15 protein-coding genes are annotated in these 15,489 nt (G+C 47.5%); 12 read left to right on the top strand and 3 right to left on the bottom strand.

Annotated features, from left to right (window positions below; all coding sequences use genetic code 11):
- The first annotated feature begins 152 nt into the window (after positions 1-152).
- The 12 genes from upp to murI all read left to right on the top strand — a co-directional run bounded on the left by upp (position 153) and on the right by murI (position 13,019).
- Entirely contained in the window at positions 153-812 is a 660-nt protein-coding gene (upp, locus tag X919_RS0105685) for a uracil phosphoribosyltransferase (RefSeq protein ID WP_028899355.1), read from the top strand.
- Positions 813-1,613: 801 nt separating this feature from the next.
- Positions 1,614-2,888, top strand: a complete 1,275-nt coding sequence (locus tag X919_RS0105695) for a glycosyltransferase family 4 protein (RefSeq protein WP_028899356.1) — start codon at positions 1,614-1,616, stop codon at positions 2,886-2,888.
- Complete coding sequence (locus tag X919_RS0105700; protein ID WP_028899357.1) at positions 2,885-3,664, top strand: glycosyltransferase family 2 protein; 780 nt, start codon at positions 2,885-2,887, stop codon at positions 3,662-3,664. The genes X919_RS0105695 and X919_RS0105700 overlap by 4 nt, the downstream gene beginning before the upstream one ends.
- A gap of 90 nt (positions 3,665-3,754) precedes the next feature.
- Positions 3,755-4,081: a hypothetical protein gene (locus tag X919_RS14900; RefSeq protein WP_036917237.1), complete on the top strand. Its 327-nt coding sequence runs from the start codon at positions 3,755-3,757 to the stop codon at positions 4,079-4,081.
- A gap of 608 nt (positions 4,082-4,689) precedes the next feature.
- Positions 4,690-6,078 carry a DUF6242 domain-containing protein gene (locus X919_RS0105710; protein WP_028899358.1) on the top strand — a complete coding sequence of 463 codons (1,389 nt, stop codon included), beginning with the start codon at positions 4,690-4,692 and terminating at the stop codon, positions 6,076-6,078.
- A gap of 12 nt (positions 6,079-6,090) precedes the next feature.
- The gene (locus X919_RS0105715) at positions 6,091-6,768 is read left to right on the top strand and encodes a type IX secretion system protein PorG (protein ID WP_051502442.1); all 678 of its coding nucleotides are present in this window, start codon (positions 6,091-6,093) and stop codon (positions 6,766-6,768) included.
- A gap of 7 nt (positions 6,769-6,775) precedes the next feature.
- Complete coding sequence (locus tag X919_RS0105720; RefSeq protein WP_028899360.1) at positions 6,776-7,537, top strand: isoprenyl transferase; 762 nt, start codon at positions 6,776-6,778, stop codon at positions 7,535-7,537.
- A 27-nt stretch (positions 7,538-7,564) separates the two neighbouring features.
- On the top strand, positions 7,565-10,192 hold the full coding sequence (locus tag X919_RS0105725) for a BamA/OMP85 family outer membrane protein (protein WP_028899361.1): 2,628 nt from the start codon (positions 7,565-7,567) through the stop codon (positions 10,190-10,192).
- Between the two features lie 165 nt (positions 10,193-10,357).
- Positions 10,358-10,900 (top strand): OmpH/Skp family outer membrane protein, encoded by a 543-nt coding sequence (locus X919_RS0105730; protein ID WP_028899362.1) that lies wholly within the window; start codon positions 10,358-10,360, stop codon positions 10,898-10,900.
- A 42-nt stretch (positions 10,901-10,942) separates the two neighbouring features.
- Positions 10,943-11,446 carry an OmpH/Skp family outer membrane protein gene (locus tag X919_RS0105735; RefSeq protein WP_028899363.1) on the top strand — a complete coding sequence of 168 codons (504 nt, stop codon included), beginning with the start codon at positions 10,943-10,945 and terminating at the stop codon, positions 11,444-11,446.
- A gap of 224 nt (positions 11,447-11,670) precedes the next feature.
- Positions 11,671-12,186 (top strand): OmpH/Skp family outer membrane protein, encoded by a 516-nt coding sequence (locus X919_RS0105740; protein WP_028899364.1) that lies wholly within the window; start codon positions 11,671-11,673, stop codon positions 12,184-12,186.
- A complete protein-coding gene (gene murI / locus X919_RS0105745; RefSeq protein WP_028899365.1) occupies positions 12,186-13,019 on the top strand; it encodes a glutamate racemase in 834 nt (277 codons plus the stop codon). Before X919_RS0105740 ends, murI begins: the two co-directional genes overlap by 1 nt.
- A gap of 86 nt (positions 13,020-13,105) precedes the next feature.
- Here murI and X919_RS0105750 read toward each other — a convergent pair whose 3' ends face one another.
- The 3 genes from X919_RS0105750 to X919_RS0105760 are packed head-to-tail and all read right to left on the bottom strand — an operon-like array spanning position 13,106 to position 15,201.
- Positions 13,106-13,486, bottom strand: a complete 381-nt coding sequence (locus X919_RS0105750; RefSeq protein ID WP_028899366.1) for a hypothetical protein — start codon at positions 13,484-13,486, stop codon at positions 13,106-13,108.
- A 16-nt stretch (positions 13,487-13,502) separates the two neighbouring features.
- The gene (locus tag X919_RS0105755; protein ID WP_028899367.1) at positions 13,503-14,534 is read right to left on the bottom strand and encodes a M28 family peptidase; all 1,032 of its coding nucleotides are present in this window, start codon (positions 14,532-14,534) and stop codon (positions 13,503-13,505) included.
- A 10-nt stretch (positions 14,535-14,544) separates the two neighbouring features.
- Complete coding sequence (locus X919_RS0105760; protein ID WP_028899368.1) at positions 14,545-15,201, bottom strand: DUF4294 domain-containing protein; 657 nt, start codon at positions 15,199-15,201, stop codon at positions 14,545-14,547.
- Between the last annotated feature and the right edge of the window lie 288 nt (positions 15,202-15,489).

The following is a 15,489-nucleotide window of genomic DNA, read 5'->3' on the forward strand; positions in this document are numbered from 1 at the left end:
TCATAAAGCACAAAGCCATGAAAAATAGGGGTAGCCTTTTCCTTTTAGGTTAAAGATTTTAAAAAACGAGTACGGCTTCAGACATTTGCAAAACAGACTTTGCAAAAGCATGGAGAAATAGCTAACTTTGCAAAAATTATTACCAGACACCAATGAAAATAATAAATTTATCCGAGCAAAATAGCATCATCAATCAATACATGGCAGAAATACGTGATGCTGAGTATCAAAAAAATCGGCTTCTCTTTCGCAACAACATCATGCGTATTGGCGAGTTTGAGGCATTCGAGCTCTCCAAAACGTTGGATTATGAGCCCAAAGAAATAACTACACCCTTAGGCATTTCCACCGTGAATGTACCCACCGACAAGATTGTTTTGGCCACCATTTTCCGCGCCGGGCTCCCCTTTCACAACGGGTTTCTCAACGTTTTCGACCACGCTGGCAATGCTTTTGTCAGCGCTTATCGTGAATATAAGGATGCCGCACATCACGAAGTGGGCATCCATATCGAATATTTAGCCACGCCCAGCATCGACGAAAAAAATCTCATTATCGCCGACCCTATGCTGGCTACAGGCGGCAGTATGGAATTGGGCTACAAGGCTTTTCTCACGAAAGGCACGCCGAAACAAATCCATGTGTGCTGCGTTATTGCCTCACCCGAAGGCATTGAACACATCAAAAAGACATTTCCCAACGAGAAAACCACCATCTGGTGTGCGGCCATCGACCCCGGCATGAATGAGCATAAATACATTGTTCCTGGCTTTGGTGATGCGGGCGACTTATGTTATGGCGAAAAACTATAAAACAATCTCTACTGGATTACGCAATAATTACATGCAAATGACAACGTAATAACAAGCATTTTACATGGTTATTGCGCCCAAATCATTAAACAAACAAAATAAAAAAGGTCAGCTATCAAAAATGAATGCTGACCTTTTTTATTTTAAAGAAAAACTCTTTCAAAATATAATGGTAACCTCACGGTCCCCATTATTATCCTTTTAACAATCTATTAAACTTTACCTTTTAATAACTAAAACCTAAACTAAATACTACTAACCTAAACAATCTATTAACCTTTTGATGATGCAAAGGTAGACGTTTGCTGAGAAACATGCAAACGTTTGCACCGAAACAATGCGATTTTTAGTCTTTTCTTGATATAAATCAAAAGTTTTAATGCAAAAAGACTTAGGAAAAGCCCAAAATAAACGCAGCGCGCTTTCAGATTCGTTTTCCACACACCCTTTACACACTATTCCGTCAGCAGCATGAGTTCTTCACAAACAAACTTACACCATGGGAGAAATCAGAAAAGATGTTGCACAAAGAAAGGAATGAAAGAAAAAACTATACCTTTGCATAAGCAAGGCGGCACTCGGCCATTTGAGCATCTATGTTCATGGCGCTCGTTGGCACTTGCTTTGCATAAGCAAGGCGGCACTCGGCCATTTGAGCATCTATGTTCATGACGCTCGTTGGCACTTGCTTTGCATAAGCAAGGCGGCATGTAGCAAAACGCTTACACCTTATTATATATAAGAAAAGGAAATGCTAAGCCAACCCATTGACGTCCGCAGGCTATAGACAGAAAAAAGCAAATGAGAGTTTTAATTGTGAACACAAGTGAGCGCATCGGAGGAGCTGCTTTGGCGGCCAATCATCTCATGGATGCTCTCAACAATAATGGTGTAAAGGCCACAATGCTCGTGCGTGATAAGCAGACAGATGATATCACCGTGGCGGCTTTACCCCACCCTTTCCTTAATCGTTTGCGCTTTCTTTGGGAGCGTTGGTGCGTGTTTTGCCACCTACATTTCAGCCGAACGCATCTCTTTGAAGTCGACATCGCCAACACAGGTGCCGACATCACAGCGCTACCCGAATTCAAATCGGCCGACATTATTCACCTGTCATGGATTAATCAGGGGATGCTCTCGCTGAAAAGCATTCGCAAAATTCTGCGCTGTGGCAAGCCCGTTGTGTGGACGATGCACGACATCTGGCCTGCTACTGGCATCTGTCATGTCACGCTCGACTGCACACATTTCCACACATCTTGCGGCCAATGCCGACTGCTTCCGCATGGAGGTTCGCGGCACGACCTGTCCTATCGGGTGTTTAAACGCAAGAAAAAGCTGCTGCACGACGCACCCATTTCCATCGTTACGTGCAGTCAATGGCTTGCCGACGAGGCGCGCAAGAGCGGCATCCTCGCCCATCAAACGATACAAGCCATTCCCAATCCCATCGACACCCACGTGTTTCGTCCTGGCAATCAACAACAAGCTCGCGAGCGAATGCGGCTGCCACAAGACAAGAAAATTATTCTGTTTGCTGCCCAACGCGTGAGCAATCCCAACAAAGGTTTCTTCTATCTTTGCGACGCCTGCCACAAATTGGCTGCCGAGCACCCCGAGATGCTGCAAACAACGGCCATCGCCGTGATGGGCGAAGCACGCGGAAAATTAGCCGATATCTTCGACTTCGAGATTTATAACCTCGGCTATATCAGCGACACCCAGCAGTTGGTCGACTGCTACAACGCCGCCGACGTGTTCGTTTTGCCCTCGCTTTCCGAGAATCTTCCCAACACCATCATGGAAGCTATGGCCTGCGGTGTGCCTTGTGTAGGCTTTGATGTGGGCGGCATTCCCGAGGAAATCGACCATCGGCAAAATGGTTATGTGGCCCAATACCGCAGCGTTGACGACTTAGCGCGCGGTCTTCGCTGGGTGCTTTGCGAGGCCGATTACGACCAATTGCGTCGCGAAGCACTGCACAAAGTGTCCACTCACTATTCCCAACAGGCGGTGGCTAAGCAATATATTGAAGTCTATCAGCAAGCATTGACCCACAAAAACCCCTACCTATGATTACATTTTCAATCATCACCTGCACGTTTCAGGCCGAAAAAGAAATTCAACGCACCCTCGAAAGTGTGGCGCAACAAACCTATCCGCATGTAGAACATGTGCTCGTAGATGGTGCTTCGCGCGACCAAACTACCACGCTCATCGAGGCGTATATTGCCGAACAACGCACGCAACACGAGCCACTTCACCGCATAGTTTACCATTCGGAACCCGACAAAGGACTCTATGACGCGATGAACAAAGGGCTGCAACGCGCCACGGGCGACTACGTGTTGTTTCTCAATGCCGGCGACACCTTTCCCCAAACCGACACTCTTGAGCAAGTGGCCAGTGCTGTTGGCGAGGGCGAAGTGCTGCCCGGTGTGCTCTATGGCGACACCGATATTGTGGACAACACGGGGCATTTCCTGCGTCATCGCCGCCTCATGCCACCCCAAAATCTATCGTGGCGCGACTTCAAATGGGGCATGTTGGTGTGCCATCAAGCCTTTTATGCCCGCACAGACCTTGCACAACGCGTCCCCTATCGCTTGCAGTTTGGCCTCTCGGCCGACGTGGATTGGTGCATCCGTGTGATGAAAATGGCCGAGCAAAAAGGCCTCGTTTTGCGCCCCATCCATGCCGTTGTGGTCAACTATTTGGATGGCGGCATGAGCATAAAACATCATCGGGCATCGCTCAAAGCGCGCTTCAATGTGATGCGGGCACACTATGGTTTGCTCACCACTTGCGGGGTGCACCTGTGGTTTCTAATTCGAAGCTTTTTGCGAAAATAAGTTTAAAATAGTTTGCTTTTTCGTAAATCCTTTCTCCAATTTGAAAGAATACGCTACTTTTGCAGCAATCAATTTTAAAACAACAAAGTTATGAAGAAGATGATTTTAAGCGCAACCCTGTTGGTTGCCGCATTTAGTTTCGCAACAGCACAAAACGTAAAGAACGCCGATAAGAAAGAAAACAAGACCGAACAGTGCGCTAAAGACAAGAAGCAATGCGCCGAGAAGAAGGATTGTTGCAAAGAAAAGAAGGCTTGCTGCGACCAAAAGAAAGCTGAAGAAAAGCCTTGTTGCAAGAAGGAAGCTGCAAAGAAGCAGTGCGACAAGAAGCAGGAATGCGTTGGAAAGGATGCTGCAAAGAAATGCGATAACAAGCAGGAATGCAGCAAACAGCCCGTTGCTAAGAAGCGTAAATAAAAGGCTTGGCAACGAAAACAAGAAGAAAGTATTTGCTTTTATTGTATGGGGTGCACAACCGTCTTTGATGGGAGTGCACCTTTTTTATGTGTGCTTGTGTTACAGCGCACCCCGCCTCTGCCCACCAACACTTTCACGTTGCTTACCCATCAGGTAGCTCGCATGGCGCCATTTTGTGCTGACTTACGCGTAAGTCGCGCTGCTTTTGCTCGTTTTGCCTCGACTTACGCGTAAGCAAGCCCACTTTTTGCCATTTCAACCCTGCTTACGCGTAAGTCGAAGCGTTTTTATTTTTTCCAGCGTGACTTACGCGTAAGCAAGCCCATTTTTGCTCTTTTTGCGCCGACTTACGCGTAAGTCGCTCCATTTTGCCTTGATTTAGCCCTGCTTACACGTAAGCAACACCACCCTTTATAGCAGCAACAAAGGTGGCTTTGGCAAGCCTTTCCGTTTTAGTAAAACAAACTTAAAAAACAAATGATTAAGCCTTAATTTGCATAATTAAGAACACAAAACACCCACTATTTGCAGAATTCTACTTAAATTTGCAGCCAAAAGTCATTAAATAATAGGATTTGCTCCTGGCTTTCCATCAGGAAAAGAATGCAATGAAACAGAAATTATTCCTCTTCACCATATGTTGCACGACACTATGTGCACTGACTTCGTGCCTAAAAAGCAACGATGACACTGGCATCACCTATCACGATGCTGCCATTACAGCCTTTTCTGTGGGCACACTCAAATACAACAAGTTGGTGAACGACACGCATGGCAACGACTCTATCGCCCACACTACGCTCAATGGTGCGACTTATCGTTTCTATATCGACCAGATTCGGCATGAAATTTACAACGCCGATTCGCTGCCCTATGGCGTAGACGTGAGCAAAGTGGTGTGCAACCTGACGGCCAAAAACGAAGGCTTGGTGGTCTATAAGCCCGCAGGTTCCACCGAATTTAATTATTTCTCGACCAACGACTCCATCGACTTCACACAGCCACGCACGTTTCGTGTTTATAGTCCCGATGGCAGTTCTGACTACAACGACTACACCATTCGCGTGAATGTGCGCCACTATCCCGAAGGAAGATTTGCATGGAATGCCACCGCCTACACTGCCTCTGCCTTGCAAGGACTCACGATGATGAAGGCCGTAGCGCTCAATCATCGTCTCTTTGTCATGGGCTTTAAGAACGGACAGGCGCATCTTTATGCCACAGCCAATAACCAACCCACGGGCTGGAGCGAGCTAACAATGAACGTTGTGATGGGCGAAACGGCCGTCAACAGCCTCACAACTGACGGGCAACACCTCTTTACTTATAGCAATGGCGGCGTGTATCGCAGCACAGATGGGCAGATATGGCAGCTCATGAGCACACCCACACTGCAGCAAATCGCAGGCTACGACGACGGAAAGCTCTATGCTGTAGCCGCAGGAGCACTGCTGGTTTCGGCTGATGATGGTGTCAACTGGAGCGCAGAAACGCTGCAAGACAACAGCAACGACCTGCCACAAAGCTGTCTTCACCTGCTGTCTTTCGCTTCAAGAGTGAATGCTAACGTGCACAATCTTGTGCTCATCGGCAACCCTGCAACAAGCGTTTCCACTGGCGCACAGGCACAACTTTGGAGCACTACCCTCAACAATGCCGCCGCAACCCACGCATGGAGTTACTATGGATTGGCGCAATCGACATTGCAAGCACCACGCTTAGCACAACTGCAAGTGGTGAAAATCGGCGAAAACTTGATTGCTTTCGGTGGACAAGGGCTCGGAACCAACACGCAAACAGCGTTTAAACAATTCTACATCAGTGGAGATCAAGGCCTCACTTGGCATCAGAATGCCGACCTAAAGAAGCCTATTGGTTTCGAAAACAACGAACTTGCCGCAGCCATTGCCCTCGATGATGAACAAAATGTGTGGCTCATCACCTCGAAAACAGGTAAGGTGTGGAAAACCAACACCGCAGGCTTGCGCAACCCATAAAATCGTTTCATTGTGCGAACAACCCTATTTACGCTTCTTTTCAGCCTGCCGTTCACAACCATTACGGCACAAACCGACGACCAATATCTCATGGAGATGGGCGGCGGAATAGGCTTATTGGGCTATTTAGGTGACTACAACAACAACCTCACCCGTTGCTTACAACCCCTGTTTACATTGTCTATGCGCCGCAACTTCAACCCCTATACGGCCATAGAATGGGGCGCAGGCATCGGCCAACTGAAAGGAAATGCGCGCCAAGCAACCACATACACGCCAACGATGGGCAGCTACCCAGCCCAGTTTAGCCACACGTTGGTCGACACACATGCCACCTTTGAGTATCATTTCTGGCCTTATGGCACGGGCAACGACTACTATCATGCCCAACGCTTCACACCCTATCTCTTCGCAGGTGTGGGCGCAACCTATGTCAAAGGAACACAGAAAAAGCTTTTCACAGCCAACATTCCACTCGGAATCGGTGTAAAATATAAAATCAACAAGCGTGTCAATGCAGCACTCTCATGGGCTATTCACTTCGCCACAAGTGACAAGTTGGACGGCATAAAAGACCCCGTTGGCATCCCTTCGAGCGGACTTTTGAAGAACACGGATGCCTATTCGATGCTGCAATTCGCACTCACCTACAGCTTCAAAGCAAAGTGTGCGACGTGTAATAAAGATTAATATGGTTATGAATGAATTGTCGTTAGATAGAACAAAAATTCCACAACACATTGCAATCATCATGGATGGCAATGGGCGTTGGGCTGCAGAAAAAGGACAACCTCGTCGCTATGGGCATCAAGCTGGTGTTGATGCGGTGAAGAAGATTGCAGCTGAAGCCACACGCCTCGGTGTGAAATATTTGACGCTCTACACCTTTTCAACTGAGAATTGGAACCGCCCTGCCGACGAAATCAGCGCACTCATGGGCTTAGTGCTCACCTCTTTAGAAGATGAAATCTTTATGAAGAACAACGTGCGCTTTCGCGTAATAGGCGAACTTTCGCGCTTACCCGAAGACGTAAGACAGAAACTTCACGAGACAGAGGAGCGCACAAAGCACAACGACACCATGACGATGGTGGTGGCATTGAGTTACAGTTCGCGCTGGGAAATCACACGAGCTGTACAAAAAATCGTAGCCGAACAGCAGGCAGCACGGCAAGAAGGCCGGCCTGAACCACCCATTACCGAAGAGACTTTAGCGCAACATCTGTGCACAAACTTCATGCCTGATCCCGATTTACTCATTCGAACAGGGGGCGAACTGCGTGTGAGCAACTATCTGTTGTGGCAAATAGCCTATTCAGAACTCTATTTCTGTGACACCTATTGGCCTGACTTTAAAGAAGAAGACCTGCACAAAGCGATTGCAGATTACCAACATCGTCAACGCCGATTTGGCAAAACAGGGGCACAAATTGATGCCGAAGCTCCCACGAACAAATAAGAATAACGTTTCGAAATAGTATCGATAATGAACAATATAAGAAAAGTAATTTTCATCTTAGCTGCAGGCTTTGCCTATCACACAGCCCTCTATGCACAAGACAAAATCGTGTTTCCCGACATCTCTTATGCCGGGACACCACGCGTTTGTGTTATTGGTGGCATCAAAGTGTCGGGCATACAAGGCTATGAAGATTACATGCTCACGGGCATTTCCGGCCTACAAGTAGGACAAGAAATCACCGTTCCTGGCACCGATATCACCAATGCCGTGAAGCGCTATTGGCGACATGGGTTATTTTCCAATGTGCAAATCTCAGCCGATTCGATTGTTGGCAACAAGATTTATCTCAATATTGCCCTACAAGCACGTCCGCGTGTGTCGACCATTAACTACACGGGACTGAAAAAAAGTGAGCGCGACGACATGGAAAATAAGTTAGGATTGCTGAAAGGTTCTCAGATAACGCCCAACATGATTGACCGTGCTAAGATTTTAGCCAAGCGCTATTTCGATGATAAAGGATTTAAGAATGCTGAGATCAACATCACACAACGCGAAGATGTGGCCAACAAAGGGCAAGTCATCTTGGATGTGAATGTAGATAAAAAGCAAAAGATGAAGGTGCGCCGCATCATCATTGAGGGAAACAAAGCCCTCACCTCGAGCCAGATAAAAGGTGGCTTATTCAAAAAAGGTGCATTCTCTAAAATCCACGAAGCCGGCACCTTGGGCAGCTTTTTAAAAGCAAAGAAATTCACACCCGAGCGCTGGGAAACCGATAGAAAGAACCTCATCGACAAATATAATGAGAATGGTTTCCGCGATGCTACCATTTTAAAAGATAGCGTTTGGACAGCCGATGATAAGCATGTTGATGTCTATGTAAAGGTAAAAGAAGGTCAACGCTACTACTTGCGCAATGTCACTTGGGTAGGAAATACCGTTTATCCCACCGAACAGCTCAATGCAATGCTTGGCATGAAGAAAGGAGATGTCTACAATCAGAAGCTCCTTACCAAGCGCATCAGCTCGGATGATGATGCGATCTCCAACCTCTATTACAACCATGGCTACGTGTTTTCGCACATCGAACCCACTGAAGTCAACATTGATGGCGACTCCATTGATCTCGAAATGCGTGTCACCGAAGGACCACAAGCCTATTTAAGTCATGTGCGCATCAACGGAAACACGCGCCTTTATGAGAATGTTGTGCGGCGAGAACTGCGCACAAAGCCCGGCGATCTCTTCTCACGTGAGGCGCTGATGCGCTCATTGCGCGAAATACAATCAATGGGTCATTTCGATCCTGAGAAGAGTTCTAACCCCGATGTAACGCCCAATCAAGAAGATGGAACCGTTGATATCACTTACAACCTCGAGCAAAAGAGCAACGACCAGATTGAATTCTCTTTAGGATGGGGACAAACAGGTGTCATCGGTCGTGTGGGATTAAAACTCAATAACTTCTCAATGGCCAACCTCTTCCGCAAGAATAAAGAACGCAGAGGCTTTATGCCTATCGGTGATGGTGAGGTGTTGAGCCTTGGTGCACAAACAAATGGTAAATATTATCAAAGCTATAACGCCAGCTACTCCACCAACTGGCTCGGCGGAAAGCGACCCAATCAGTTCAGCCTTGGTGGCTATTTCAGCAAGATGACCGATGTGTCGAGTAGCTATTACAATGATGCCTACCGCCAAAACTACCTCAGTTCCTACTATGGCAACTATGGTTATGGTTATAATGGTAGCAGCCTGTATCAGAATTACCTCGACCCCGACACCTATATGCTCAACTATGGTGTCAGCGTTGGATGGGGAAAACGCTTGCGATGGCCAGATGATTACTTTGTGCTCTCTACTCAGTTGGGCTATCAACGCTATGAGTTGAAGAACTGGCGCTACTTCCTCATGAGCAATGGTGCAGCCAACAACCTCAACTTGAGCATCTCGTTGAGCCGCACATCAACTGATAATCCGCTCTTTCCACGCTATGGTTCCGACTTCACAGCCAGCGTAACCATCACACCACCTTGGAGCCTTTGGAACAAAAAGGATTATCGCCACCTGGCTATGAACCCCAATTCTCCAACCTTCTCTGCCGAGCAACAGGAGAAATATCGGTGGATAGAATATCACAAATGGAAATTTAAAGCACGCACATACACGGCATTAAGCGGTGGACAAAAGTGCTTTGTGCTCATGACTCGCATGGAGTTAGGCCTCTTAGGCAGCTACAATAAATACAAGAAATCACCATTCGAAACCTATTATGTCGGTGGTGATGGCATGAGCGGAAGCTCCTCAACCTATGCCGATGAAACGATAGGTCTGCGCGGATATGAAAATGGTTCGCTCGCTTATAATGGCTATGCCTACGACCGTTTCACCATGGAGTTGCGTTATCCGTTAATGTTAGGCAACACCACCATCTACGGATTGGGCTTTGTTGAAGCCGGAAATGCGTGGGACGACACCCGCAAATTCAATCCCTTTGATATGAAACGCAGTGCCGGTCTCGGTGTACGCATCTATCTTCCCATGGTGGGCTTGATGGGTATCGACTGGGCCTACGGTTTCGATCGCGACAACGTCAACAATCGAAAAGGTGGCAGTCAGTTCCACTTCATCTTAGGACAGGAATTTTAAAATAACTCATATAAAAAGTAAAAACATGCAGATGGGATGACAAAAGCTATCGAATGGTGTCACAATGCAGTGCACTTTATTCCGCAATATGGCGCACTTTGCGATGCCTTTCGGTAACGCGCTCATCCGCAGGACTATAAAACAACAAGAAGAAAGGATGTGAACATGAAACAGAAACTCATTCGGAAAAATGGTTTGCGCCTACTGATTGCGCTACTTGCCATGGCACTCTTGCCCACAATGGCACATGCACAGAAATTTGCTTTGATTGACATGGAATATATTCTAAAGAACATTCCCGCCTACGAGCGCGCCAATGAGCAACTCAATCAAACCAGCAAAAAGTGGCAAGCTGAGGTTGAAGCCCTCAACAACGAGGCCAGCACACTCTATAAGAACTATCAAAACGAGGTGGCGTTTCTCTCGCAAGAGCAGAAAAAGGCTAAGCAAGAGCAAATCATGAACAAAGAAAAAGCTGCTGCCGACCTCAAGAAACGCTACTTTGGTCCTGAGGGAGAGCTCTTTAAAAAGCGCGAAAGTCTCATGGCTCCCATACAGGAAGAGGTATATAACGCGGTGAAAGAGGTGGCCGATTATCGTGGCTACAGCCTCGTGCTCGACCGTTCCAGCGACCAAAGCATCATCTTTGGCAGTCCCAGAATCGACATCTCGAATGAGGTGTTGCAACGTTTAGGTTACAACCGATAAAAAGAATTATTTAATTAATATAAACAATAAAGACAAAACAACATGAAGAAGTTAGTTTTAATGTTGCTCATGTTTGCACCTTTAGCAACATTTGCACAACAAAAATTTGGTCACATCAATGCACAAGAAGTGATGTCACAAATGCCTGAGTTCATCAAAGCACGTGGCGAAATGGAAGCCAAAGCAAAGCAATATGAGAATGATCTCAAAGCTATGCAAGATGAATTGCAGCGCAAAAGCCAAGAGTATGACAAGAATAAGTCGACCATGAATGCTACCAAACAGCAGGAGACAGAGACCGAGCTCAACAACCTCTACCAAAAGTATCAGCAGGCATTGCAAGACAACCAACAGTCATTGGCTAAGGAACAGCAAGACAAGATGCAACCCATCACCACCAAATTGGTAAACGCTATCAAGGCTGTTGGCCAGGCAGGCGGCTATGTTTACATCATGGATACCAGTGCTGGCATCCCCTATATCAGCTCTACTTTGAGCAAAGATGTTACAGCTGACGTGAAAGCGCAGCTCAACAAAATGAAATAAGACCATACAAACAGCGCAGAAAAGAGGAGATGTCGAGAGGAAAGACACACTTCATCGTGTGTCGATAGCACATGAACTATAGGGCATCACCCATGTGGACGCACAAATGGTGCGTCCCAACTTTCGTTTCATACAGATGCCTCGATACCCCCTCTTCGTGCGTTTTAACTGCCAACACCATGCCCATGGCATGATAAAGGCTCTCCCAACAACCCATTATCAAGATGAAGAAAACATTTTTATTGCTCGCCTTCGCTTGTGTATGTACACTCATGCAAGCACAAACCTCATTCAAATATGGCTACCTTAGCTTTGAGACAGCACTCAAAGCCATGCCTGACTATGCTGCAGCCGAGCGTAATTTAGCTGATTTAAAAGCAAAATATCAGGCAGAAGCACAGCGCGTAGAAGATGAGTTCAATAAGAAATATGAGCTCTTTTTAGATGGTCAGCGCACCTTTCCGCTACCCATCTTGCGCAAACGCCAGGCCGAAATTCAAGAGCTTTTAGAGAAGAATGCGGCCTTTGCAGCTGAGTCTAAACGGCTATTAGAGCAGGCAGAACAAGACGCTAAAGCACCTGTCTTGGCACGCTTACGTACTGTTCTTAACCGCATTGGTACTGATCGGGGATATGCTTTCATTCTTAACACCGACAACAATGCCGTGCCTTTCGTCAACAAAGCGATGGGCGAAGACATCAATGCCTTGGTAAAGGACATCGTTAATCGCCAGCAGTAATGCCCCTTTCGCAACAACCTGGCCCCATAGGGGTATTCGATTCGGGCTATGGTGGCCTCACTATCCTACATGGCATCCGCCACCAGCTGCCGCAATACGACTACCTTTATCTGGGAGACAATGCACGTGCGCCCTATGGTACACGCTCGTTTGATGTGGTTTATCAGTTCACTCGTCAAGCAGTCATCAAACTTTTTGAGTTGGGTTGTCAACTGATTATCTTAGGTTGTAACACCGCATCGGCCAAGGCTTTACGCAGCATTCAGCAACATGACTTGCCTCATCTTGATGCCAATCGACGTGTATTGGGTGTCATTCGACCGACAGCTGAGGTCATTGGAACGCTCACATCGAACAACCATGTGGGGCTCTTGGCCACCGAAGGCACCGTGAAGAGCAACAGCTATACGCTCGAAATACAGAAACTTTGGCCGGCAATCAAGGTCACAGGTGTGGCTTGTCCGTTCTGGGTTCCGTTGGTAGAATATGGCGAAGCCAACAGTCCTGGTGCCGATTATTTTGTAAAAAAGCGAATGGATGAGCTCATGTCGCGCGATCCTCTCATCGATACTGTCATCTTAGGTTGCACGCACTATCCGCTGTTGCTGCCCAAGATTAAGAAATATGCCAGCTCCAATGTACGCATTGTTCCGCAAGGTGAATATGTAGCCCATAGTCTTCAGGACTACCTTTCGCGCCATCCTGAAATGGAAAGCAGGCTCACCAAGGAGGGAACCTGCCATTATTTCACCACCGAAAATCCCTTAAAATTTCAGGAAAGTGCACAGATTTTCCTGCACGAAAAGGTGGATGTGGAGCACATCGCCTTGTAAATTCTACCTTTAAAAAGAAGTACTTACATCCCATTGCAGCGCATCATTGCGCATGTAACAGCACACGACGCAAGGAAAAGCCACCGCTATTTGGCCATTTTTCCTTGCGTTTCGTTTTCCCATTGCTGCCACTCTTCCATAGCTTGCTGCCAATCTGTGGCACCATTATCGAGGCCTTCTTGCTGTCGTTCAGTAGCTTCGCGGGCACGAACCTGCTCCCATTTCGCCTTCATGGCAGCGATAGTGACCTCGTCTAAAATCTGAATGGCACCGCGATTGATAGCGGCTTGCAGTTCGGTTTCGCCGAAAGCCTTGCCGGGTTGGTTGAAATCTGAGATGCTAAACCCATAGCCGATGCGCAAATCATGGCGCACTAATTTCTGTTTTAAACGGTTACCGGCGTTCTTAAGGCGCAGCAACTTCTTGATTTCAGCAATCTCTTTGGCCGAGAATTTGTTTCTTCCCATGTGCAAAAAACCTTTACTATGGCTGTTCAGAATAAATCACCTGCACCATAGTCTGCCCCACTGCACGCAGCGTTTGCTTATCGATGTTCGCCATGTTGTCGGCCATTGTGTGCCAGGTGGGACCGAAACTACTTTGCCGACAATCGGGATAATACGGAATAATATCTATCGTTGGGATGCCTGCCAATTCGTTTACGGGCACGTGATCATCGATAATGCCGCCACCATCTTGCTTGAGAAAGAACGAACCAAAGCCCACTTGTCGAGCCGCACGCCACACTTTTTTCACCACATCAGGGGCATATTCCAGCGATTTTAACTCGCGATAGAACTGCGCTCCCATGCCACCTACCATGTCAAGCAGCACACCAAAGCGCGGCTTCACTGCGGCATCATAATGACTGGCCCAATATTGTGCGCCCAAAGCCCACGTCGACTCGTTGTCGGGTTGCGACGACCACTGCGGCGTTCCCCAATCTTCGGCATCGAAACAAACGAAATCTATGCCCACATTGGCATTGAGCTTGCCATCTTGTTGAATGGTTCTGGCTAACTCAAGCATCACGGCTACGCCACTAGCTGCATCGTTAGCGGCCAAGATAGGCTTGCGCCATTGCGTGCTGTCGGGGTCGTTATCGGCCCAAGGACGGCTGTCCCAATGGGCACAAAACAGCAGCCTCGTCTTGGCTTTGGGATGAATGTGGGCGATGATGTTCGTGCTGTGCAGCGGCGTTCCGTCATAACCTTTGAGCACAGCCTTCTGCGTTTCCACCGTGCAGCCATAGCGTTCGAACTGCGTTATAATCCACTTTTCGCAATGGTCGTGCCCTTTGCTGTTCATATCGCGTGGGCCAAAAGTACATTGTGTGGCCGTAAACGCATAGGCACTGTCGGCATTAAACGTGGGACCTACGGGCGAAGATTTCTCCACTTCGGCCGTCTCTTCCACATCAGCCGATGCCGTTTGATGCGTTTTATACCAGCGCAGACCACCCAAAATCACTGCGGCGGCCACCACTCCCATTGCTATTTTCATTGTTTTTTTCATACATGTATTGTTACAACTGCCCTGCTTCCACCATCAGCACCACGCGTTCGGTAAGACGATCGACACCATTGGGGTCGTATTTCTTAGCCAAACTTGCACCGAAAGTCCATGCAAAAGCCTGCCAAAAGCCCGCGCGCACAGGACCTAAAACGGCCTGCAACGTGCCATAAGCCGAGTTGCCTGTCTCTCGATAAACCAACTTGATGAGCAGTTTTCCCTGCTGATAGGTGAGCTTTTTCATGCGTGGCGAATACTCCTCCTTGATGCTTTTCTCCACATAGGCCAAATGCTTATCCTTGGCTTTCTTGTTGGGCAGCGTCTGAATGTAGTCGTAGGTCTCCACAATAATACGGTTCACCTCTTTGGCGATGGGCAGCACCTTCTTCACATTATACACCAAACGGTTGTAGGCCTGCCGCTGTTCTTCGTTTTGAAACGTGGGCTGTGGATAGACATAGATGTTGTTGAGCTCGACATATTGCACGGAGTCTTTGCCCAAAAGCACCTTACCCACCCGCACCATTGGCACGAAAGTGGGGTCATCCATGTCGACAGGTCGATCCTCGGGAGCTACCGCATGCGCCGCCCCTTTCTCATCTTTCGCCTGTGCTTTCACCTGCTGCACCGCAACAGTAAGCATCATCAACAAGAGGATGTTCCACTTCATCATGTCGCAAAATTACAGATATTTTCGCACATTCGCCCACAAAAGCTTTTAAATATCGTGAAAGCAAAGAAGCACACCTTGTATAAGTTCTGCGCACACGACTGCAAAGCTGAAAACAATATAGGCCACTTTAGCCGATAATATGCGCGCTATTTCACCGCAAAATGGGGCATATCGTAATGCTATTTGCATGATTTTGCTGCCCCATCACACGGGAAAGGACGATGCAGTCAACAAGGATGAGGCTCGACCTGGCTCATACTCACGCTAAAAACAACAAAAAAAGCG

Origin of the sequence: Prevotella sp. HJM029, from assembly GCF_000599605.1 — a bacterium.
Lineage (GTDB): Bacteria > Bacteroidota > Bacteroidia > Bacteroidales > Bacteroidaceae > Prevotella.